22 protein-coding genes and 2 pseudogenes are annotated in these 21,209 nt (G+C 71.2%); 13 read left to right on the top strand and 11 right to left on the bottom strand.

All coding sequences use genetic code 11. The features are described from left to right. Positions 1 to 4 precede the first annotated feature (4 nt). Positions 5 to 1,378 carry a M64 family metallopeptidase gene (locus BCL76_RS12415; protein WP_109779545.1) on the top strand — a complete coding sequence of 458 codons (1,374 nt, stop codon included), beginning with the start codon at positions 5 to 7 and terminating at the stop codon, positions 1,376 to 1,378. A 441-nt stretch (positions 1,379 to 1,819) separates the two neighbouring features. Here BCL76_RS12415 and BCL76_RS38915 read toward each other — a convergent pair whose 3' ends face one another. Then, positions 1,820 to 1,996: a hypothetical protein gene (locus tag BCL76_RS38915; RefSeq protein ID WP_181382528.1), complete on the bottom strand. Its 177-nt coding sequence runs from the start codon at positions 1,994 to 1,996 to the stop codon at positions 1,820 to 1,822. Positions 1,997 to 2,153: 157 nt separating this feature from the next. Beyond that, a complete protein-coding gene (locus tag BCL76_RS12410) occupies positions 2,154 to 2,363 on the bottom strand; it encodes a hypothetical protein (protein ID WP_258309577.1) in 210 nt (69 codons plus the stop codon). Positions 2,364 to 2,535: 172 nt separating this feature from the next. Between BCL76_RS12410 and BCL76_RS12405 the strand changes: the two genes are divergently transcribed. Further along, complete coding sequence (locus BCL76_RS12405) at positions 2,536 to 3,594, top strand: vWA domain-containing protein (protein ID WP_109779543.1); 1,059 nt, start codon at positions 2,536 to 2,538, stop codon at positions 3,592 to 3,594. Positions 3,595 to 3,826: 232 nt separating this feature from the next. After that, a pseudogene (locus BCL76_RS12400) lies at positions 3,827 to 4,285 on the top strand (zinc-binding dehydrogenase); the annotation flags it as partial. 198 nt (positions 4,286 to 4,483) lie between these two features. On the opposite strand, the gene BCL76_RS12390 reads toward BCL76_RS12400, so the two are convergent. After that, complete coding sequence (locus BCL76_RS12390; RefSeq protein ID WP_109779542.1) at positions 4,484 to 5,059, bottom strand: TetR/AcrR family transcriptional regulator; 576 nt, start codon at positions 5,057 to 5,059, stop codon at positions 4,484 to 4,486. Between the two features lie 70 nt (positions 5,060 to 5,129). Here BCL76_RS12390 and BCL76_RS12385 point away from each other — a divergent pair, with 70 nt between their 5' ends. Further along, positions 5,130 to 6,023 carry an NADP-dependent oxidoreductase gene (locus BCL76_RS12385; protein ID WP_109779541.1) on the top strand — a complete coding sequence of 298 codons (894 nt, stop codon included), beginning with the start codon at positions 5,130 to 5,132 and terminating at the stop codon, positions 6,021 to 6,023. Positions 6,024 to 6,242: 219 nt separating this feature from the next. Here the strand turns inward: BCL76_RS12385 and BCL76_RS12380 are convergent, their stop codons facing one another. Then, the gene (locus tag BCL76_RS12380; protein WP_109779540.1) at positions 6,243 to 7,463 is read right to left on the bottom strand and encodes an amidohydrolase family protein; all 1,221 of its coding nucleotides are present in this window, start codon (positions 7,461 to 7,463) and stop codon (positions 6,243 to 6,245) included. A 93-nt stretch (positions 7,464 to 7,556) separates the two neighbouring features. On the opposite strand from BCL76_RS12380, the gene BCL76_RS12375 reads away from it, so the two are divergent. Further along, positions 7,557 to 8,036 carry a MarR family winged helix-turn-helix transcriptional regulator gene (locus tag BCL76_RS12375; RefSeq protein ID WP_109779539.1) on the top strand — a complete coding sequence of 160 codons (480 nt, stop codon included), beginning with the start codon at positions 7,557 to 7,559 and terminating at the stop codon, positions 8,034 to 8,036. Between the two features lie 538 nt (positions 8,037 to 8,574). Here BCL76_RS12375 and BCL76_RS12370 read toward each other — a convergent pair. After that, positions 8,575 to 9,183, bottom strand: coding sequence for an O-methyltransferase (locus tag BCL76_RS12370; protein WP_258309576.1), 609 nt, complete (start codon positions 9,181 to 9,183; stop codon positions 8,575 to 8,577). Positions 9,184 to 9,298: 115 nt separating this feature from the next. On the opposite strand from BCL76_RS12370, the gene BCL76_RS12365 reads away from it, so the two are divergent. Both BCL76_RS12365 and BCL76_RS40610 read left to right on the top strand, forming a co-directional pair. Then, entirely contained in the window at positions 9,299 to 9,946 is a 648-nt protein-coding gene (locus tag BCL76_RS12365) for a TetR/AcrR family transcriptional regulator (protein WP_109779537.1), read from the top strand. 271 nt (positions 9,947 to 10,217) lie between these two features. Continuing rightward, positions 10,218 to 10,357: pseudogene (locus BCL76_RS40610) on the top strand (IS630 family transposase); the annotation flags it as partial. A gap of 87 nt (positions 10,358 to 10,444) precedes the next feature. On the opposite strand, the gene BCL76_RS12360 reads toward BCL76_RS40610, so the two are convergent. The 3 genes from BCL76_RS12360 to BCL76_RS12350 form a co-directional block, all read right to left on the bottom strand. After that, complete coding sequence (locus BCL76_RS12360) at positions 10,445 to 10,798, bottom strand: hypothetical protein (protein ID WP_109779904.1); 354 nt, start codon at positions 10,796 to 10,798, stop codon at positions 10,445 to 10,447. Positions 10,799 to 11,019: 221 nt separating this feature from the next. Continuing rightward, positions 11,020 to 11,208: a DUF6381 family protein gene (locus tag BCL76_RS12355; protein WP_030718106.1), complete on the bottom strand. Its 189-nt coding sequence runs from the start codon at positions 11,206 to 11,208 to the stop codon at positions 11,020 to 11,022. Positions 11,209 to 11,331: 123 nt separating this feature from the next. Then, positions 11,332 to 12,078, bottom strand: coding sequence for a VOC family protein (locus BCL76_RS12350; RefSeq protein WP_109779536.1), 747 nt, complete (start codon positions 12,076 to 12,078; stop codon positions 11,332 to 11,334). A gap of 248 nt (positions 12,079 to 12,326) precedes the next feature. On the opposite strand from BCL76_RS12350, the gene BCL76_RS12345 reads away from it, so the two are divergent. The 3 genes from BCL76_RS12345 to BCL76_RS12335 all read left to right on the top strand — a co-directional run bounded on the left by BCL76_RS12345 (position 12,327) and on the right by BCL76_RS12335 (position 15,306). After that, the gene (locus BCL76_RS12345) at positions 12,327 to 13,304 is read left to right on the top strand and encodes an isopenicillin N synthase family dioxygenase (protein WP_109779535.1); all 978 of its coding nucleotides are present in this window, start codon (positions 12,327 to 12,329) and stop codon (positions 13,302 to 13,304) included. A gap of 89 nt (positions 13,305 to 13,393) precedes the next feature. Beyond that, the gene (locus tag BCL76_RS12340) at positions 13,394 to 14,647 is read left to right on the top strand and encodes an alpha/beta hydrolase family protein (RefSeq protein WP_258309575.1); all 1,254 of its coding nucleotides are present in this window, start codon (positions 13,394 to 13,396) and stop codon (positions 14,645 to 14,647) included. 125 nt (positions 14,648 to 14,772) lie between these two features. Then, on the top strand, positions 14,773 to 15,306 hold the full coding sequence (locus BCL76_RS12335; RefSeq protein ID WP_109779533.1) for a GNAT family N-acetyltransferase: 534 nt from the start codon (positions 14,773 to 14,775) through the stop codon (positions 15,304 to 15,306). Positions 15,307 to 15,399: 93 nt separating this feature from the next. On the opposite strand, the gene BCL76_RS12330 is transcribed toward BCL76_RS12335, so the two are convergent. After that, a complete protein-coding gene (locus BCL76_RS12330; protein WP_109779532.1) occupies positions 15,400 to 16,293 on the bottom strand; it encodes a hypothetical protein in 894 nt (297 codons plus the stop codon). A 129-nt stretch (positions 16,294 to 16,422) separates the two neighbouring features. Next, a complete protein-coding gene (locus BCL76_RS12325; RefSeq protein ID WP_109779531.1) occupies positions 16,423 to 17,373 on the bottom strand; it encodes an SDR family NAD(P)-dependent oxidoreductase in 951 nt (316 codons plus the stop codon). A 331-nt stretch (positions 17,374 to 17,704) separates the two neighbouring features. On the opposite strand from BCL76_RS12325, the gene BCL76_RS12320 reads away from it, so the two are divergent. Then, positions 17,705 to 18,382 (top strand): hypothetical protein, encoded by a 678-nt coding sequence (locus BCL76_RS12320; protein WP_146228360.1) that lies wholly within the window; start codon positions 17,705 to 17,707, stop codon positions 18,380 to 18,382. Positions 18,383 to 18,434: 52 nt separating this feature from the next. Here the strand turns inward: BCL76_RS12320 and BCL76_RS12315 are convergent, their stop codons facing one another. Next, the gene (locus BCL76_RS12315) at positions 18,435 to 19,079 is read right to left on the bottom strand and encodes an SRPBCC family protein (RefSeq protein WP_109779529.1); all 645 of its coding nucleotides are present in this window, start codon (positions 19,077 to 19,079) and stop codon (positions 18,435 to 18,437) included. Between the two features lie 317 nt (positions 19,080 to 19,396). On the opposite strand from BCL76_RS12315, the gene BCL76_RS12310 reads away from it, so the two are divergent. Next, entirely contained in the window at positions 19,397 to 20,020 is a 624-nt protein-coding gene (locus tag BCL76_RS12310; protein WP_109779528.1) for an ankyrin repeat domain-containing protein, read from the top strand. Further along, on the top strand, positions 20,017 to 21,177 hold the full coding sequence (locus BCL76_RS12305) for a YncE family protein (RefSeq protein WP_258309574.1): 1,161 nt from the start codon (positions 20,017 to 20,019) through the stop codon (positions 21,175 to 21,177). The genes BCL76_RS12310 and BCL76_RS12305 overlap by 4 nt, the downstream gene beginning before the upstream one ends. The last annotated feature ends 32 nt before the right edge of the window (positions 21,178 to 21,209 follow it).

The raw sequence follows: 21,209 nt of genomic DNA, 5'->3' as shown, positions 1-21,209 counted from the left end.
CTTCATGAATCCGGTCAGACGCTCCGCGAGACGAGCGGCGCTGCGCGGGGCCGTAGCGGCGATCTGCGCGACCGCCGCGCTGGTGGCCGCCGGCCCCGTGGGCGTGGCCGATGCCGCCGGCTCCGCAGGAGCCGGGACGGGACCCCGGGTGGAGGTCGAGATACCCGGGCCGGAGCACGGCGGCGACGCCGGCTCGGGCCACGCCCGGGTACCGGCCGCCGGCAGCCCCGCCAAAGCCACGGGCCGACTGTCCCCGGCCGAGCGATCGGCCGACGGCCAGGTCACCAAGATGATCGACAACGGCTCCACCGGCGACCGCCTCGACGTCGTGGTCATCGGCGACGGGTACACCGCCGCAGAGCTGGACCGGTTCCACACCGACGCCGAGCAGAAATGGGCCGAGGTCACCGCCGTCGAGCCCTACACCACCTACCGGAACCTCTTCAACGTCTGGACGGTCGACGCCGTCTCCCACGACTCGGGAGTCTCCGGCGACCCCGACCCGGCCACCGTCCGTGACACCGCCCTCGGCTCCTACTTCTGGTGCGAGGACATCGAGCGGCTGCTCTGCGTCGACCAGCCCAAGGTGGACACCTACGTGGCGAAGGCGCCCGCCGCCGACCTCGTCATCGTCCTGGCCAACAGCGCCAAGTACGGCGGGGCGGGCTACAACGAGCGCAGCGCCACCCTCGGGTACGAGGGGATATCGACGGCCTCCGCCGGCCACCCGAAGTCCGGCCAGGTCGCCATCCACGAGACCGGACACTCACTCGGCAAGCTCGCCGACGAGTACTTCTACCCGGGCGTCCCGGAGTACGAGAAGTACACCGGCCCCGAGCCCGGCGAATCCAACAGCTCGGCCCTGCCGGCCGACCGCATGGCCGCACAGCGGGCCAAGTGGTACCGCTGGCTCGGCGAGGAATCACCGGACGGCGGCACGGTCGGCGCGTACGAGGGCGGCAACTACTTCGTGACCGGGCTGTACCGGCCCACCGACAACTCCCTCATGCGGGTCCTGGGCAAGCCCTTCAACCTGCCCGGTGTCGAGTCGATGATCGCCGGTTTCTACCAGCACGCCCGGATCGTCACCCCGCTCACCCCGACCGACCGCACGCTGAGGCTCCGACACACGGCCAAGGCCTCCGTGCCGAAGCTGGCCGGAGCGGACGGCCGCCAGCCCGTGGTCCGCTGGTACCTCGACGGCCGGGAGCTGAGGCGCTTCGAGGGACGCACCGAGGTGTCGGTGGCGGAACTGTGGCTCTTCGACTTCCGCACGCACCGCCTGACGGTCACGGCCGAGGACCGCACCCCGTCGGTGCGCGACCCGAAGGTGAAGCGCACCCTGCGCTCTTCGGTCGACTGGAACGTCCGACTCTGACCCCTGCCCCTGCGCACCGCCGGGTGGCCCGGCCCGGCGGATTCACCCACGAAGGTATGGGGAGCCTGCCACCATGGTGAAGCCGGCTGTTCCGCGCTGCGAGGAGGACGAGTTGACCGGTCCGCAGGCCAAGGGACCCAGGCTGCCACCGAGCTATCCGCCGAAGTCGCCTCCACCGCAGAAGAAGCCGGTGGAGGCACCTCGACCGCGGCCGGCCACGAAACCCAGGACGCAGCAACTGGTGTCGCGCCCCCGGCGATCCCATACATCCTGATCCATGACGGCGACACGGTCCGACAGCCGCCACCGCGAAGAACCCCATGAGGCTTCGGGCACGTCCACCAAGCCGTCGAGGAGCGCGACGGCTTGGGCGGACGGGGCGGACGGACCGGCCATGGGCCAAGGCCTCCACGTCGCGACGCTGTCGGTGAGCGCATGCGATTAGATCAGGTGCGGGACGGAAGGGGCGACGGGGAGGTAGGGGCTGCCGCCGTCCATGTCGGTGCCCACACTGCCATCGGTGTGGATCAGGTCCCGGCACGGTTTCGACACGTGCTCACCGATCCATTCGAAGTACCAGCCACCCCTCCGGGCGTCCTGCCAGGCCGCCGTCCTCATGCCGAGGTGGTTGTACTCCCACCGGAGGGCGGTCTCGTACCCCTCTTCGTTCAGGGAACGTCGACGTGTGCCTGCCGGGAGGCGCGGGATCAGCGCGCCCGGGGCCGATCGAGTCGGAGGAGAGGCCCCGCCCGCCCCGCCGCCCTGGACGGAGTCGTCATCGGGGAATCACCAAGCCGAGCCCACGCAGTCGCGGAAGACAGACCTCCAGGCATGCCTCCAAGGAGACGGCGTCCGTGCGAACCAGGAGATCGTCCCGGAACGGACCCCCGCTCGCGACGAAGGTCCAGGGCCGCGTCCCGTCGCGCATGCGCTCGGCGTCGACCTTGAACAACACCGTCACACCCTGCTCTGCCAGTGACTCCATGACCCGCACCACGTCCATGGCATCCCCACCCCTGCCTGAAATCGAACAGTCTGCAGGCTACACCGGCGGCGGCCGCCCACGACTTGGGCTGATCATTCGTCAGGCTTCGTTGTCAGTGGCCCCTCCTAGTGTGGAGACATCACTCGGGGAGCTTCGGAGAAGGAGCAGAATCATGTCCGCCAACAAGATCCAGCACAAGGTGAACCACGTCGCGCTGGTAGTGGACTGTTCGGGTTCCATGCGTCCACACCAGGGCCAACTGATCCGTGTCGTCGACGAGTTCGTGGCGGGCCTGAAGGCGGAGTCGGACAGCCTCGGGCACGAGACCCGGATCAGTCTCTACTCCTTCGACCACAAGGTGGAGAACCTGGTCTGGGACATGGACGTGAAGCACCTTCCGTCCATGCGGGGGCTGTACAAGGTCAACAACGGTGCGACCGCCCTCATCGAAGCCTCGCTGAAGTCGCTGGACGACCTGGGTCACATCTGGGAGGAGTACGGCGAGCACAGCTTCCTCCAGATCGTGGTGACGGACGGCGAGGAGAACGCCTCCGGCGGGGACCGGCGGCACGACGGCGACATGACCATCCTCGGCCCCTGGCTCGACCGGATCGCGGCGAAGATGGGTGCGCTTCCGGGGCACTGGACGTCAGCGATCCTCGTCCCGAACTCCCTGGCCAAGCGGACCGCCCAGAACTACGGTTTCCCGGCCGGCAACATCGCCATCTGGGACGCGGATTCCCAGGAAGGCGTCGAGGAGGCGATCGGTACCGTCCGTGCCGCCGCCACCAGCTTCCTGCGCGGCCGCGAGAAGGGGGTGCGCGGGACGAAGAACCTGTTCGCGGTCGGCCAGGACATCTCGGTCGACGACGTACGGGCGAACCTCGAACCGGTCCCGGCCGACAAGTACCGGCTCCTGAAGGTCGACGAGGAGATCGAGATCCGGTCCTTCGTCGACTCGCACCCGGGCGTGACCTACGAACGCGGTTCCTGCTACTACCAGCTGGGCACCCGGGTCCAGGTACAGCCCGACAAGGAAGTCATCGTGGTCGAGAAGGACACCGATCGCGCGTACACGGGAGATGCGGCACGCAGTCTTCTGTTCGGCACGGGCATCCAGGGGACCGTCTCCGTGAAGGCGGGGCGCAATCCCAAGCTGGAGGTGTACGTGCAGAGCCGCTCGGTGAACCGGAAGCTCAAGGCCAGGACGCGCCTGCTCATCATGCTCTGAACACGTTCCGCACGGCTCACAGCTCCGCGACGGCGAGGATCGCGGAGGTGGGGAGAGCGGGCTAGGCCTTGGCCGTTCGTACGTCGGTGTGACCGAGGAGCAGGAGAAGCTCCGGGACGGGCAGGTTCGGGTGGGCCGCTGCCTTGCGGCGGCCCCGGGCCTCCTCGTCGCGGGCGAGGCGTTCGACGAGCTCGGCGGGCAGTTCGGGGTCCCGGAGGGCGAGCGCGCGCGGCCACTTACGGTTCTCCTTGTGTGGACGCCGTCCCCTTTACCCAGCCAGGCGCACCGGCCGGTCCCGATCACGCCGGGGATGACCGTGCTGGTCAACGGGGCCGCCGGTGGAGTGGGCCACTTCGCGGTGCAGCCGGCGAAGTGGAAGGGCGCGCATGTCATTGCGGTGGCCTCGGGCCGGCACGAGTAGTTCCTGCGCAAGCTCGGCGCCGACGAGTTCATCGACCACACCACGACGCGGGCCACGGACGCGATCGACACCGTCGGCGGCCCGGACAGCTCACGCTTGTTGACCGTGCTCAAGCACGGAGGCACCATGCTGCCGGTGCTCTTCGCCCGGTACTACCCACAAGAGACGGCGCGTCTGGGCATCACGGTCTCGACCATCCAGGTACGTTCCAACGGCCCCCAGCTCGCCCAGATCGGGCGACCGTTCGATCAGGGCAAGCTCCAGGTCGGGGCGCTCCGAACAGCAGCCTGCCGGGGAGATCCGCCTCCGAGGAAACAGCGACCAGCGCCCTGGACCGACGCATGTGCTTGCGCACAGCGTCATGGAAACCGGCATCCTCCACCATGGGGACGATCACCAAGCGCTGTGGCATGAGAGAGGTGAACGTTGCCTGATGCGGCACCAGCTCCCATCGACGCTGTCCCCGACTCAGGGCGCGGTGGCTTCCCAAGCCGCCTTGATCATCCGGAAGACCTCGTCCACGGTCGCCTCGGGATCGTCCGCCCGGCAGGCCAGGGCGAAGGCATCGATGGCGAACCGCGCGATCGCCCGGCAGGCTGTCGCACTCCGGGACAGGTCGGGGTCGGCGGCCAGCGCCGCTGCCAGCGCCTGCGCGTGACGCAGGCTCATCGACTCCTCGTATTCCCGTAGGGCGGGAGACCCCTCGATCATGCGTCGGACGGGTGCACTGCCCTCCGCCGTGCAGTGCCGCACCAGAGCCTGGACCTCGCGGTGCAGGGCCGGGATGAGCGGCTCGTGCGGAGACCGGTCGGTCACCGCCCGCGTGAGGCGCTGCTCGAAGTCCTGGTCGCGTTCGAAGACCAGGGCCTCCTTCGAGGCGAAGTGGGCGAAGACAGTGGTGACGGCCACGTCGGCATCGGCCGCCACGTCACGGATGCCCACGGCCTCGTACCCACGCTCCAGGAAGAGCCGCAGCGCGCTGTCAGCGATCTTCTGACGGGTTGCGGCCTTCTTGCGTTCGCGACGTCCGGACGGCTCGATCATGCCCTAACGCTACCAGATATGAATAGCTATCAGTTGTGAAACCCTAACGGTTAGGCCTACCGTCGGTCTCATGAAGAAAATCAGCTTCGCCGAGTTCGGCGGTCCCGAGGTCCTGCGACTGGTGGAAGTCGAGGAACCCCACGCGAGCCCTGGTCGGATACGCATCGCCGTACGGGCGGCGGGCGTCAACCCCGTCGACTGGAGGATCCGGGAGGGGCAGGTCCTGGGAGCTCATCCGGTCGAACTGCCCTCCGGGGTGGGACTGGACGCCGCCGGGGTGGTGGATGAGGTCGGCGAGGGCGTCGAGGGGGTCGAGGTCGGCGACCGCGTGTTCGGCGAAGGCGCCGACACGTACGCCGAGTTCGCTGTGCTGTCGGCCTGGGCCCGGATGCCCGAGAAGCTGACCTTCGAGGAGGCGGCCGGGTACCCGTCGGTGGTGGAGACCGCGCTGCGCATCATCCGAGAGGTCGGCGCGCGGCCCGGGCAGACGCTGCTGGTCAGCGGCGCGTCCGGCGGCGTCGGGTCGGCGGTGCTGCAGATCGCCCGCGCGCGCGGCATCACGGTGATCGGCACGGCCGGGGCTGCGAACCAGGACTACCTGCGCGGGCTCGGCGCCCTCGCCACGACCTACGACGAGGGCTGGGTCGAACGGGTCCGGCACCTGGGCCGGGTCGACGCGGCCCTCGACCTGGCCGGCACGGGCGTGATCCGCGAACTCGTCGAGCTGACCGGGGACCCGCGCAAGGTCGTCTCCATCGCCGACCTCGGTGCGCCGCAGTTGGGCGTACGGTTCTCCGGCGTGGCCGGGAGCGTGCCGGACGCACTGGCCGAGGCGGTCGCCCTCATCTCCACGGGCAGGCTCCACATCCCGGTCGAGAAGCGGTACCCGCTCACCGAGGCAGCAGCGGCGCACACCGACAGCCGCACGGGCCATACCCGGGGGCGCCGGGTCCTGGTCGTTTGAGCCGTGGCCCGCGCCGGACGGCTCCGGGCCGGCCCGCGAGTGCCTCCACCGGCCTGTTTCGGCCGGTGAGGTGCGGTTCTTGAGAGAGCGACACCCATGTCTCCTGTTTCTTCCTCCTTCGTCGTGTCGTCGCCATCGTCCTGGTGGCCTGCACGATCCCAAGGGCAAGAGAACGGACATGGGCCGGGCCCTTCGGGCCCGGCCCATGTCCGGCGGGTTTCAGGCGGCCAGGCGGGTGCCGCGGCGCCACACCGCGCGAGTGTTGAGGGTGTCGGTGATGGTGACGGTGGGGTCGCCGTCGACCAGGAGCAGGTCGGCGCGCAGGCCCTCGGCGATCCGGCCGCGGTCGGAGAGGTGGAAGCGGCGGGCAGTTGTGGCGGTGGCCGCACGCAGTGCCGCGGCGGGGGTGAGGCCGGCCGCCACGAGGTGCTGCAGTTCCTGGTGGACGCTGGCGCCGTGGGCGAGACCGCCCAGGAACGGCAGCGGCTGGGAGACGTCGGTGCCCACCAGCAGGTCCACCCCTGCGTCGGCGAGGGCCTTGATGCTGTCCAGCACGTCCTGGAGCTTGCCTTGGGGGTAGTGGCCGAAGCAGGAGCGCAAGGTGGCGTCCCAGTCGGTGTCCAGGCGCGAGGCCACCCGCGGGTCGTCGGCGAGCTCACCGCCGGTGATGCCCATCAGGGAAGCGTTCAGCACGGCGCAAGGCACGACGAACATGCCCGCGTCCTTGATCAGCGTGATGATCTCGTCGGTGGGGGGTTCGACGAACAGGTGGACCAGTCCCTCGATCCCCGCCTCGATCGCCATGCGGGTGGCGTCGATGGTCAGCGCATGGGCGACGGTCAGCGCGCCGTGCTTCTTCGCCTCGGTCACCCCGGCGTTCAAGGTGGCCTGGTCGAGCATGGGCAGGCCCGGGTGCCCCTCGACGCTGCCGTCGTCGATCATGAATTTGATGTAGTCCGAGCCGCGCGCGATCAGCTGCGGGATGGAGGCCGCCGCAGCCTCGGGACTGGTGGCGTCGGGGTGGTAAGGCGGTTCGCCGCGGTGCCGGCCGGCCTGCTTGCCAGGGTTGAACCCCTCGGGGAACAGCTCGCTGGGGTGCCCGCCGGGCGGGGTCAGTGCGAAGCCGCAGGAGCGCACGTCGGCGACGGAGTCGTCCTCGCTGATCTCACCGCGGCGGTCGCGGGTGTGGGTGCCCTGCATCTCAAGTTCGGTGGTGACGCCGAACTTGAGCGCCAGAGCGAGGCCGCCGCGGTACGTGTGGACGTGCGCGTCTATGAGACCGGGCAGCAGCGTCGCCCCCGTCCCGTCGACGACCTCGGCCCCGGCCGGCGCGTGGCCCCCGAGCTGGACGATCTTGCCTCCTTCGATGACGACGGTGGTGATGCCGAGCGGCTTTTCCCCGTCGAAGATGCGTGCGCCGGTGATGGCGGTGGTGCTCATGGTCGTGCCTCGCTTCCGGTGGACCGACTAGATCCATACCGTAAGTCATATGTATGCGATATGCATGTCAATAACATGTCGTAGATTTGGGACATGACCAGCCAAGGACAACCCGCGCCCGCCGATGACGGCTCGGTCTTGGACAACGTGGGGCCGGCGCTGTCTCGACTGCGTCGGCGCGTCGGCGGCGGCCGTGGGGACCTGACCCGCAACATCGTCCTGAACGTGATCGGCGACGCGGCGGGGAAGATCACCGTGGGCGGAGTGGCCGAGGAGATGGGCGTCGCCCAGCCCGTCGCCAGCCGTGCCATCGCCGCGTGCATCGCGGAGGGCCTGCTGCGCCGCGCCGCCTCCCAGCAGGACGGCCGCAGCAGCCTGCTCGAACTCACCGGCGCGGGAGAGGCGGCGCGCAAGGGATACGCCGCTGAGCAACGTCGTGCCTTCGAGGAGATCACCGCGCACTGGGACGGAGCGGACCGCTTGCAGTTCGCGCGGTTCCTCACCCGCTACGGCCAGGACGCGAGGGCCTGGACAGCGCGCGGCGGGTCCAACGGCAGCGGGTCGGAGGGCTGAACCGACCGTTCAACGGCGGCCCTGCTCTCTGCTGGGTCGGCTCGCGGCGGCTGATGCGCGCGAACGGCTCTGCCCTGAACGGTGGCGCCCGAACTGAGCCCAAGCTGGGGCCCGGCGCGACCGCTGCCCCGCCCGGCCCGCGTCATGATGTCGTGTCTGCAGGGCGATCAGTGCGAAGGACCGACCGGGAGCCGTCGGCCGAACCCGGTACGGGCGCGGACGCCGCGGAGGCAAGGGCCACAACCATCGCGCGTGGACATGATTCTCGCAGGGGGTGCGGTGTCCGATCTGGATGCGAGGCGGTGCGGACCGACTTCGTCGTGTCCGGGCCCGCAGGCGTTGTGAGTGGGTGAGGGCCATTCCGACGGCGGCGGTGGCGGCTTCGCTCCGCTCCGCGACGGCTTGTGGTGCAGGCGCCGGTCCTCACCCCCACCGGGCCGGCCCTCGCCTCGGGCGCGATCGGTGACGGGTGAGGCGTTGTCCTCCCAGGTGATCCATACCGGTCCCTCGCGCGTCCGGCCCTCCGTCTGTCACCCCCTCAAAGGCGGCAGCTGATCTCCATGCCGTCCTCGACCGGGAAGGTGACGCTCTGGTACCCGTTCCGCGGGTCGCGCACGTAGTCGAGACACGGGGCCAGGGCCGGGAGGTCCACATCGTCGGTCACGACGAGGGTGCCCGGTGCGAGGCGTGGCTCGAGCAGGCGCAGCACGGGCAGGCACAGGTCCTTCCACCCGTCGAGCAGCAGGAAGTCCACCGTGCCGTCCACTCCGGCGAGCGTGTCACGGGCGTCGCCTTGGAGGACGGTGATGAGGTCGTCCAGACCGGTCTCGGCGAAGGTGCGGCGCGCGGCGGCGACCTTGTCCGCGCTCAGCTCCGAACTGATCACCCGGCCTTTGCCGTTGTCGCGTACCGCTGCGGCCAGGTGGAGCGTGGAGATCCCGAAGGACGTGCCGAACTCGACCACGGTAGCCGGGCGGGCGGCCCGGACCAGGTTGTAGAGAAGCTTCCCGCCCTCGGCCGAGATCGGCATGTACACCTCCGCGTTGGCGTCTGCCATCTCCTGCGGGGTGGCCCAGGTGAATCCGTCGGGCCGCGCGGCCCTGATCCGTTCGCTGGTGGCTTCGTCCTTCGCCGCTCGGGAGAACATCGCGTCGAGAGCAGATAGAACGCGGGGGTCATGGAGCGTGCTGGTCTGTGTCATGCGACCTAGACTAGACGTACCGTTGCGTTGCGTCTAGAAGGTGGTGACTTACCCTTGGCCCGTGAAGGCAGAGACGGATCGAGGAAACACGGTCGCCGAAGGTGCCGGCGCGGACCGGACGGCGCGGCAGCACCACGGCAACCGGCACGGGCGGAGCGAGCAGGCGCGGCAGGCCGTATTGGAGGCCGCTGACGGCCTCTTGGTGGAAAAGGGCTTCTCCGGCGTCACCATCGAGGGCATCGCCGCCGGCGCCGGGGTCGCCAAGCAAACCATCTACCGCTGGTGGAAAACCAAGACCGACATCCTCCTGGACGCCTTCCTCCTGGACGCGACGGAGGCGCTCACCCCACCCGATCACGGCGACCTGGCCGGCGACCTGGGCGCCCACCTGCACCAGCTGGCCCAGTTCCTCACCCGGTCCGACGCGGGCGCCGTTTTCACCGCACTGCTCGGCCACGCACAGCACGATCCCGCGTTCGCCACCGTCTTGCGCGCCCGGTATCTCGACGAGCAGCGCCGCCGCGACCGGCTCCCCCTGGAAAACGCGGTACGACGCGGTGAACTCCCGGCAGACATCGACATGGTGGCCGAAGTCGACCAACTCGTGGGGCCGATCTACCACCGCGTCCTGGTCACCGGGGACCACGTCGACCGAGCCTTCACCGACCTGCTCGTCGACAACTTCCTACGGCGTCATCTCATTCGGTAAGCCGGCAGCGACAGGCGAGGGCGCAACCGACGCCGGCGAAGGCGCCAGGACGTGGCGACCTTGTTCGTAGCGTCCGCGGTGATGGCTTCGGAGCTGGACTTGCCCGGACGAGGCGGTATGCGGTCGCCGGATCAGCGGGGCGAGTGACGGCCCGGCCGACGACGTGCGAGGCCCTGGTGGTGATGGGCGCACGCGGTGTCCTGGGGCGGGGGTCGTCGACCGCGACCAAGGCGCCGGCCGCAACGAGGGCGCCGCAGCGGGACGTACGGCCGTCGGGCGCAGGCTGCGACTGAGCCTGAAGCCAGCCCATCAGTGTTACCAGTTGTGGCGGGGTGGTGGTGTGGTGGTGTGGAGGCCCTGGCCCCGCGGGGTCTGAGCGGGTCCCGGTGCCGGCTGTCCCCGCGGCCTCTCACCTGCGCAACTGTCGTCAGCTCTTCCCGAGCGAGTGGGTCGTCCAACGGCTGCCGAGGGCCTCGATCTCCTCGGCCGGCTGCTCCGTCAGATCGTCGCTCGGCCGGGCAGCTGCTCGACCACGCTCGTGCCGCTGCCCTCCTGGGACTCCCAGGTCCAGGTCTCCTCCAGGCGCAAGCGACCGTCCGGGAGTTCCGTCAGGAGTGAGGTGCAGTGCCCGGACGCGGTCGTCCCGTCGAGGCGGAGCTGGACGTAGCGGAAGTCGAGGGTGCTCCCTGCCCGGGTGCCGACGAGACAGCCCATGGCCACGTCCCCGCCCCGGTATTCGGCCCAGACCCGGTCGTCCTGCTCGTGGTACTCGAACCGGGTCTGCCGGCCGACCTGGCCGGGGGCCTGGTCGGCCACCGGGGCGAAGACGAGGCCGTCGAGCGAGCGTGCCACGGGTGACTCCTGGAGGAAGGCGATCCGGGGCAGCAGCATATGCGGTCCCTCGTGGATCCTGCCGGGCCCGGCAGGATCCACGAGAGGGCGGGCCGGCCGACGATGAGTACGGCCGCCACTGTTGACCGAGCACCGGCCGGTGGCCGCGGCGACGGGGGTCGCGGCGGCCACCGGCCGGTGCGGGTGTGCGGGTGTGCGGGGTGTGTGAGGGAGGGGACGGGCTACATGGGGTCCATGCCCCGGTCGTCCATACGGCCCTCCTGCTCGCTCTGCTCCTGGAGGCGGCGGGCCTTCTCCTTCAGCCGACGGCGCTCCTCCGGGTCGGTGGACCGCTCGGCCGCGTCGTTCAGCTCCTTGGCCTTGGCGCGCATCTGCTGGGACCGGCCGCGGGACTCACCTGAAACGCTCATGTTCGCTCCTGGATCTGTGGGGGAGAGCGGGCGGATTCAGCGAACCAGGACTGCCGTGCGCCCGCATCTCGAAGCGTCCCCGAGTGTGAGGCGCCCCCCACGCCGACGACCGACAGGGGGCGGTCAGTCCGTGTCCGACCCCAGGGCCGTGGTGAGGGTGAACAGGGCCCCGTCCGGGTCGCGCAGCGTCACCCACCGCTCCGCCGCGTTCGAAGTGATGTCCGAGACGGGCCGGCCGCCCAGCGAGACGGCCGCCTCCATCGCCGGCCGGAGCTTCGGCACCCGGAAGTGGACGTGCCAGCGGGGCCGGGTGTGGGGGGAGTAGGAGGCGATCTCCACGGGACCGCTGTTCAGGCGGGCGACGGGCTCGCCGTCCTGCCGCAGTACGACCTGGTCCTCCTCGTACGAGACCTCGCAGCAGCCGGCTCGGCCCGTGGCCCACTCCAGCACCGCGCCGTAGAACATCGCCGCGTCCAGCGCGTTCCTGGTGCGCAGTTCCAGCCAGGCGGGTGACGGGCCCTTGCCCACCCGCCAGCCCGCCTCCACATTGCCCTCCCAGATCCCGAAGACGGCGCCGTCCGGGTCGGCCACGAGCGCGGCGCGGCCGCCCGACTCGAAGGAGACCGGACCGACCGCGATCGTGCCCGTCCGCTCCCGGATCCGGTCCACCGCCACATCGGCGTCGTCGACGGCGAAGTACGGGGTCCAGGCCGCCGCGACGCCCAGGTCCGCGGCCAGTGCCCCGATGCCCGCCACCGGGACACGGCCCTGGAAGGCCACCGAGAACGCCTCGCCGAGGCGGGTCGGGCGGAACCGCCAGCCCACGACCGCACCGTAGAAGTGCTGGGCCGTGCCGAGGTCGCGCGTCATCAGGCTCACCCAGCACGGTGCCCCGAAGACTTCCCTCGTCGAAATCTCCACCACTCGCTCCGTCCCTGACGAGCCGCTCGCCTCCGTCTCATTCTGGTCCTTCTCGGGATGATCCTCGCGAATGACAAGGGTGAATGCGTACAGAAGGTGTCCGAGAATCACGCTCCGTGTTGATCCTGTCCGGTGGCGCGCGGCGATAACCTCGGTCCCGGACGCCCCGCAGCCCAGCCCCGGAAGGCAGGTCTCCCATGGCCGGATCCCAGATTCCCGTGATCGATCTCGGGCCGTGGCGGTCCGGCGGACCCGAGGCCCGCGCCCGTACGGCCGCCCGCGTGGACGAGGCCCTGCGCGCGGCCGGCTTCCTCCTGGTGACCGGGCACGGAGTGGACCCCTCGCTGCCCGCGCGGATCCGGGAGGCGGCGGGTGAGTTCTTCCGGCTGCCGGTGAGCGCGAAGACACCGTACGCCGTCACGGTCGGCGGCCGGGGCTGGCTCGGCCCTGGGGCGGAGGCCAACAGCTACGCCGAGGGGACGGCCTCGCCGCCCGATCTCAAGGAGTCCTGGTCGTTCGCGGCCGAGGAGCCCACCGGCGACCCTTCCGTGGACGCCGAATGGTTCATCCCCAACGTCTGGCCGGCCGAAGTACCCCACCTACGACCGTTGGTGACGGAGTACCTGAGGCTGATGCGGAACCTCTCCGACGAACTGCTGGAACTCCTGGCCTGCGCCCTGGGCCTGGGCGAGGACCACTTCACCCGCCACACCTCGCACCCCACCTGGGGGTTCAATCTTAACTGGTACCCGGGAACCGAGCTCGTCGGGCCGCCGCTGCCCGGCCAGTTCCGTATCGGCGCGCACACCGACTTCGGTACGGTCACGGTCCTCGACCGGCAGCTGGGCGCGGGCGGGCTCCAGGTCCACACCGACGCCGACGGCTGGCAGGACGCACCCTTCGACCCCGGGGCGCTCACCGTCAACATCGGTGATCTGATGGCCCGTTGGACGGGCGACCGCTGGCGCGCGGGCCGCCACCGCGTGCTGCCGCCGCCCATCGACACACCCACGGAGGAACTGATCTCCCTCGTCTACTTCTACGAATGCGATCCGCACACCCGGGTGGAGTCCTTGCCCGCCCCCGTCGGCCGGCGGGTGCACGAGCCGGTCGACTCCCACACGTACCTGCGGGGCAAACTCGACTCGATCAGCGTGGATCATACTCAGGAGTGACCGGGAGCCCCCTCGTCCTCCCCGGGTCGGACGGCGGATCGCTCTCGTAGCTGACGATCCGCCAAGATCCGCCGCATAGCGTGAAGTTCATGAAGTCGATGAAGTCGATGACGTCAATGAAGTCGATGAAGCCCATGACCCTCGTGCCGAGCCGCAGAACCGTGGCCTCCGCGGCTCTTCTCGCCCTCCTCCTGCCGCTCCCGCTCGCCGCCGCCGGCACCTCGTTCGCCGCGGCCCCCTCCGCGGCCCCCTCCGTCGCCGCCGCCGGACCTTCGGCGGCCGGCCCCGAGAGCCACCGCACGACGGTGGAACTCCCGCGCCCCACCGGCCGCTTCGCGGTCGGCCGGGAGGACCTGCACCTGGTGGACCGTAGCCGCACGGACCCCTGGGCCGGTTCCGGTCCGCGCGAGCTCATGGTCACCATGCGCTACCCGGCGCGGCACGACACCGGCCGCACCACCCGCTACCTCACCTCCGAGGAGGCCCGCCTGCTGCTCGTCGACCGCGGGCTGGACCAGGTGATCCCGGTCGAGACCCTGACCGGAACCCTGACCGGCGACCGGACGGGCGCCCGCCCGGTCGCCGGACGGTATCCGCTGATCGTGCTCTCCCCGGGGTTCACCGTCCACCGGGCCACCCTCACCGCGCTCGCCGAGGACCTGGCGTCCCGCGGCTACGTCGTCGCCGCGGTGGACCACGCCTACGAGAGCGTGGGCACCGCCTTCCCCGGAGGCCGCGTACTGCGATGCCTGGCCTGCGAGAAGGTCCAGGGCGAGGAGGGCTACCGGACCGTGAGCGACACCCGCTCCCGTGACGTCTCCTTCCTCCTCGACCGCCTCACCGGACGCAGCCCCGCCTGGCGCCACGCCGGACTCATCGACAAGAGCCGGATCGCGATGGCCGGTCATTCGATCGGCGGCGCCTCGACCGCCGCCGCGATGGCTGCCGACCATAGGATCCGGGCCGGGATCAACATGGACGGCGGCTTCTCCACACCGGTCCCCGCGGCCGGGCTCGACGGGCGCCCCTTCATGTTGCTCGGCGCACAGCAGCGCGGCCCCGGCGGCAACGCGAGCTGGGACCGTGACTGGCCGCTGCTCGACGGCTGGAAGCGCTGGATCACCTTCGCCGACTCCGGCCACTTCACCTTCACCGACTTCCCGGCGATCGCCGAACAACTGGGCCTGCCCGACGACGAGGCCCCGCTGCCCGGCGCCCGCTCCGTCGAACTGACCCGACGCTACGTCGCCGCCTTCTTCGACCAGCACCTACGGGGCAGCCCGCAGCCCGCGCTGGACGGCCCGTCCCCCGACGCGCCGGAGGTCCGCTTCCACACCCCCTGACCCTCGACGGCCGGGGCCGGGTCGAGGCAGGCACCGGGCCCGGCCCCCGGTGCCTGCCCCGCACCCGTGAGAGCCCTGCAACAGCCGATTACCGCTGGTCGGCGGAATTTCGGCAGGATGTGGGCATGACCGAGATCCGTACCCCCCGACTTCTCCTCCGCCGCTGGTCCGACGACGACCTCGTCCCGCTTTCGGAGATCAACGCCGACCCGGAGGTGATGCGCTGGATCGGCGAGGGCGAGACCCTCGACCTGGACGGTACCGCCGAGGACATCGAGCGCTGGGAGGAGGAGTGGGACGAGGAGGGCTTCGGGATCTTCGCCGTCGAGCTCCTGGGCTCCGGGGAGCTGATCGGCGCCGTCGGCCTCTCGATCCCCGAGTACCTGCCCGAGGTACTGCCGCACGCCGAGATCACCTGGCGGCTCGGCCGCCAGTACTGGGGTCAGGGCTATGCCTCCGAGGCCGCCCAGGCCACGTTGGAATTCGCCCTCCAGGACCGAGGTCTGGACCGGGTCGTCGCGATCAACCGGGCCGGCAACGAGGACTCCGAGAACGTGATCCGCAAGCTCGGCATGGTTCTGGAGCGCGACACCACGGACCCCCGGTACGGGCACCTCCTGCAGGTCCACGGCATCGACCTCACGGAGTACGAGGCCTGAGCCTGCCGGTCGCGGTCGCGGTCGCGGTTGCGGTCGCGGCTGCGGTCGAGGTCGCGGTGTACGGGTGGGCCCGGCCGCGTGCGCACGCGAGGCTCACGCGCGCGGGGGTGCCAGGCGCCGTTCCGCGCGGCCTCGCTTGTCGGAGTCCCAGGAACCGCGGGCGTGCGTCAGCAGGCGGGCACGCAGCTGGTCGGGCAGGCGGGCGACGTCCCGTTTCTGGCGCGGTCGAGTCCTGTGGCCCACCAGATGCCGCACGGCCCCGTCGTCGTGCCGGGCGCCGGCCCGGGCGTCGGCCAATGCGGCGATCAGGTCAGCCATCGGCACCCGGCCCAGCAGCTGACCGGGCACGTCCTCATGGAGGGGCTGACCGGAACACCGCCCACTGCCGGAGCCGTACCAGGCGAGGAGGGCCAACACCCGTTCCACCGGGTCGGGCAGCGTCAGCCGTAGCCGATCGGTGAGTTCCTCGAGCAGTTCGGGGGAGGCCGTCCGGCCGCTCCAGGAGAGATCGAGGATCCGGTCGACGGCCCCCTCCAGTCCGGCGGGTACCGCGGCCACCCACGCGCGCTGCCTTGAGGCTTCCCGCGTCGCCTGCTGTCGGGCGGCCTCGAACTCGTGCAGCGGGCCGGGCATTCCGTGCCCGTCGAGCCACTCCAGCAGCAGGTGTCCGTCGGTGAGGACGGCGTCACCCTCCCACTGATCCCACCTCAATGCCGCCCCGTGGTGCAGGACGACGACCGCGAGTCGCACGGCGTCCCCGGCGTCCCCGTCGTCCCCGTCGTAGAACTCGAAGCGGACGTCACCACCGCACATGCAGTGGCCCCCCGGTAGCTCGTTCACGGCCATGGCCGTCCTGAGCGTCGCCGATTCCGCCGGATCGGCGAGATCCACCCGTATCTCCCCGTCCACCCCGAATCCACCCACCGAGCCCACTCGGACCACCAGAGCATGGCGGAGCACACGGTCCAGTGCCGTCGTCACGTCCACGAGACGATCCCTCCCCTCCCCGTATCGGCGGCCCAGCCTTCCACCAGGTGGGCTTCCGGGATTCCACCGCAGCTTCCGACCACGCGGCAACCCGGTTTTCCGAGGCCACGGCCGGGCGGACCTGGGCACTCATCCGAGGGCGGCGCCGGGGTCGACTCCCGTCAGGTCACAGCTCGCCTCCCACAACCGCGCCGCGACGGACCGGTCGGCGAGGTGATCCCACATCGGTTCGCCGCGGGGCTCGCCGCGCAGGCCGAAGACGCGTGGTCCCCACAGCAGGTCCCCTCGCACGGCCGGATCGAGCACGGCGCGCACCGCCGGCCATGCGCCGGCGTGCTTGCCCTGCAGGAGGAGAGCCGCCGGGGCCGCGCCCAGCCGAGCCCCGACCGTTCGCACATGGAGCGGTGGCCGTGACGGGGTGAGGGAGTCCAGCGCGCCGCCGGGATGGACCACCACGCTCGCCACCGTGCTGCCGGCGGTACGCAGCAGGCGGTCGAGTTCGACGCCGAAGCACATCTGCGCCAACTTGGAGCGTCCGTAGGTGCGCTTGGCACGGTAGTCGTCGCGGGACTGCAGGTCGTCCAGGTCGAGCCGCTCGGACTTCGCCGCGAAGCTGCCCATGGTCACGACACGGGCCGCCGGCGCGGCCGACAGCAGGGGCAGGAGCCACCGGGTCAAGGCGAAGTGGCCGAGGTGGTTCGTGCCGAACATGAGCTCGTGACCGTGCTCCGTCTCCCTGCGCGGCGGGTCGTCGAGCGCGACGCCGGCGTTGTGGACCACCGCGTCGAGGTGCTCCACCTGCAGCGCTTCCGCCACCGTTTCGAGCGAGCGGAGGTCGGCGAGGTCGAGCCGTACGGCCCGCACCCGCGCCCCGGCCACGCACGCACGGATCGAGGCCGAGGCGGCCTCTGCCTTGGCGGGATCCCGGCTGCCGAGTACGACGGTGGCTCCGGTGGCCGACAACTGCTCCGCGACGAAGTACCCGATGCCGGCGTTGCCGCCGGTGACCAGGAAGACGTGGCCGTCGGCGCGCGGCAGCCGACGGACGTTCCACGGCGAGGCGGGGGATATGGACGACATGGGGGCGGGACTCCTCGTGGGTGAATGCGGCCGGGACGTTTCGCCGGCCACTCGACACCTACGGTTCCAGCGGCCACCGGCAGATCGCCGACGGATCTCCGACACTTGCGCCGGGTGGCCGACATCCCGCCCACGCGAGGCCTGCCCGCCGGACGGTACCGCTGTCGCGAGCGCAGGAGCCGACGGTTTCGGAATCTGTGATTCCGGGGACGGGTGTCCCCGCATCGCCGTGATGGCCCCCGCGTCGTGACGGCACCCGACGCGACATCCGAGGGAGATCATGGGTTGGAAAGGCGCACGTCGGAAGGCCACATCGGCTGCTCTCGCCGGAGTGGTGGCCCTCGTCCTGGCGGCGGCCGGGACCCCGGTCGGCGCCCAGCCCCGGACGGGGACCGTGCCGCCGTTCGGGGTCGTGGCCGCGGGGCCGAACGCCTCCCCGACTCCGACTCCCCCTCCGCCCCGGCTTCCCCGCGACTTCCGTGGCAAGGGCAAGTGGATCGTCCGGGACCTGGACATCACGGTGCCGTTCACCTGGGAGGGGCGCGGTGGTGACAGCCAGATGACCGCGGGGGGCCCGCAGTATCCGATCTGGTTCACCAACCTGATCTACCACGACACGCTCTACACGCTGACGTACAAATGGCCCGGTCTGGACGAGCATCCCTGCTCACGCATCCCCGGCTTCAACCTGGAAGCGCTGAACGAGGGGTTCGAGGGCGCCCGGTTCGTCGGTCGGGAGACCCTGCGGCGCACCCCGGACCGGCACGTGAACCACTGGAGGGTGGGCGTGGTCTTCCCGGAGCTGCCTCCTGGGAACCACCCGCGGCTGCCGCTCGCGCTGGGCGACATCTACGTCGACGAGAACAACCGGGGCACCTTCTGGCAGGTGCTGCAGTTCGGTGTCCAGAACCTCTACGACCCCGAGCTGGACGAGTGGCTGGTCATGGACACCTTCGAGCACCGGCCCGGGACCGTGACGCTTCCCCAGCGGTGCGAACCGCCCCGGTGACCTCGTCCACCTGACCCCGCGACCGCGACGGCGACGGCATCGGCTCCGCGGGTCAGTGCGGTTGGTGCGGTTGGTGGGTGCGGGCCTCGGCGGTGGCCTTGAGATCGCTCAGCCAACCTTCGAGTCCCTGGCGGAGGATGGCCGTCGCGGTGGGGACATCGGCGTCGACCTGAGGGCCGGTGTGAGTCTCCTCGGTGCTCACCCGGACGCCGCCGGTGCGGGTCCTGGTGAAGGTCCACACGTGGACGCCGTCGATGTGCAGGCCCTCGCCCGTCGCGGGACCCGTCCAGCGGATGCAGGTGTGGTGCGCGAGCTGTTCGACGGTCGAGGTGATCTCCAGGCTGGTGGCCGGAGTCGGGTTCGGCGGTACGGGGGTGGTCCACCGGAAGGCGGAACCCGGGCGGAGCGGGCCACCGTCGAGGCGTTCCGCGGTCGTCACGGGAGCCTGCCACGACGGCCAGCGCTCGATGTCCGTCTGCAGGTTCCAGACCGTACGCAGTGGTGCGTCGATGACGATCTCGGCCCGGTGTCGTACGCGGGCGTTCGGGTCGACGCCGGCCCCGCGGCAGGTGAGGGAGGTGTGGGGGTGAGGGGCGACGCTTGCCCCGGCGGGGGCCGCGTTGGCGGCAAGGAGGCCGACGACGAGCGGGAGGGTTGCCAGGGTGGTGCGAATGCCGGTGCGGTGGGTGCCGGGCATGGGGTTCCCCTTGCGTTCCGTGGTCGGGCAGGGCCGAGCCGGCCGAGCGGTAGGCATTCAATCGATTGTTAGAGGCTATAACTGCATAGGGTGAGAAGCAATAGTGTGCGTGAGACCCTGTCACCATCCTGGGTCGGGAGGTGAACGGTGAGCCGGGCGGCCCGCATCAACCGATCGGTCGACCCCCGGGTCGACCGGACCGCTCGCGGGCTCCGGCCACCGGTCGGACCCTTCGGTGGGGGCGGCCCGGCGAGCATGGACCGGGGGAGCGGGAGGACGCACCCGGCCCTCCCCGCCCCGGAGCCGAGAGGGACACCATGAACGCGCACGACCGACTCCTCCTCGACGGGGCCCGCCGCGGCGACGCGGCGGCGGTGGGCGCGGCGCTCGCCGCGGGCGCCGCCGTGGAGGCCCGCGACGAGGATCTGCGCACGCCGCTCCTGCTCGCCGCGCTCGGCGACCATGTGGCGGTGGCCGAACTGCTGGTCGCCGCCGGAGCCGACCCGAACGTCCCGGACTCCCGGGAAGACAGCCCCTGGCTGGTCACCGGCGTCACCGGCAGCGTGCGCATGATGCGGCTGCTGCTGCCCGCCGGACCCGACCTGAAGCAGCGCAACCGCTTCGGCGGGATCTCCCTCATCCCGGCCGCCGAGCGCGGGCACACCGCGTACGTGCGCGCCGTGCTCGAGGCGACGGACATCGCCGTCGACCACGTCAACCGGCTCGGCTGGACGGCCCTGCTGGAGGCGGTGATCCTCGGCGACGGCGGCCCCCGCCACGAGGACGTCGTCACCGTCCTGCTCGCGGCGGGCGCCGATCCGCTGCTGCCCGACCGCGAGGGGGTGACCGCGTACGAGCATGCCGCCCGCCGGGGCTTCGACGGCATGGCGCGGACCCTGAAGACGGCGGCCGATGCCGCGGAAGCCGGGTCCGGCCGATGAACGGCCGCACGCAGCGCGCTCGTACCGGCCCTGGTACCCGTACCCGTACGGGGACCGGTATCCGCGGCGCTCTCGCGGCGACGGCCACGGCCCTGCTGCTCGGCGGCTGCGCCGGGAACGCGCCGGCCGCGCCGCCCGCCCCGGCACCCTCCGCCGCCTCCCCGCTGCCGGACACCGCCCCCACCCCACAAGGACTGCTGCTGACCGCCGACTTCGGGGCCGACACCGTGTCCTTCGTGGACCCGGAGCGCGGCACGGTCGCCTCGGTCACCGTGGGTAGGGCCCCGTACGGGCTGGCCGTGGGCGCGGACGGCCGGGCGTGGGTCGCCACCGCCGAGGGCGTGGCCGTCGTCGACACGCGCACCCGGGTACGGGTGGCGCGGATCCCGTACCGGACCGACACCGGGCCCGTGACCGACGGCGAGTACCGGGGCGGCGGGATGGGCATCGCGCTGTCGCCCGACGGCGCGCACGCCTACGTCGGGGTCAACGTCCCCGGCACCACCGGGGTCCTGGAGGTCCTCGACACGGCCGGCGGCGAGATCACCGGCGTCGTGCCGGTGGGCCGGCGCCCCTTCGACGTGGACGTGTCGGCGGACGGCGCCGAGGTCTACGTCACCGGGCACGACTCCTTCGACGTCACCGCCGTCGCGACCGGCTCGCTCCGCCCCCGCCGGATCGAGGTGGCCCCCTACGGCACCGAGGGCGGGCTCGCCTCCTGGCTGAAGCCGCACTACGCCGTCGTACGCCCCTCCGACGGGCAACTGCTGCTCCCCTTCGAGGGCGAGCGGCTGGCGGTCGTCGACCCGCGGACCGGGCGGACCCGGATCGAACCGATGACTGCGGACACCCACCAGCACGGCGCCGCCGTCACGGCCGACGGACGGCTCCTGGTGGTCGGCACGGGCGCCGTGCGGCCGGGCGACGGCAAGGGGCCCTCACTGACGGTCCGTTCCCCGGACGGCGCCGAGCGGGTGCATCCGCTCCAGGGCCCGCACGAGGACGTGGCCGTCTCCCGGGACGGCCGGACCGCCTACGTCTCGGGCGGTTTCACCCGGGACGGCTACTGGAACGGCATCACGGTCGTCGACCTCGACGCCGGGGCCACCCGCCGACTCGCGGCGGGCACCCGGCCCCTGGGCATCGCCGTGCTCTGAGCCCGCCGCCTCGGCCGGCCCGTCGCCCGCCG

Origin of the sequence: Streptomyces sp. CG 926 (assembly GCF_003148825.1) — a bacterium.
Taxonomy (GTDB): domain Bacteria; phylum Actinomycetota; class Actinomycetes; order Streptomycetales; family Streptomycetaceae; genus Streptomyces.
This window is presented reverse-complemented; position numbering and strand designations above follow the sequence as displayed.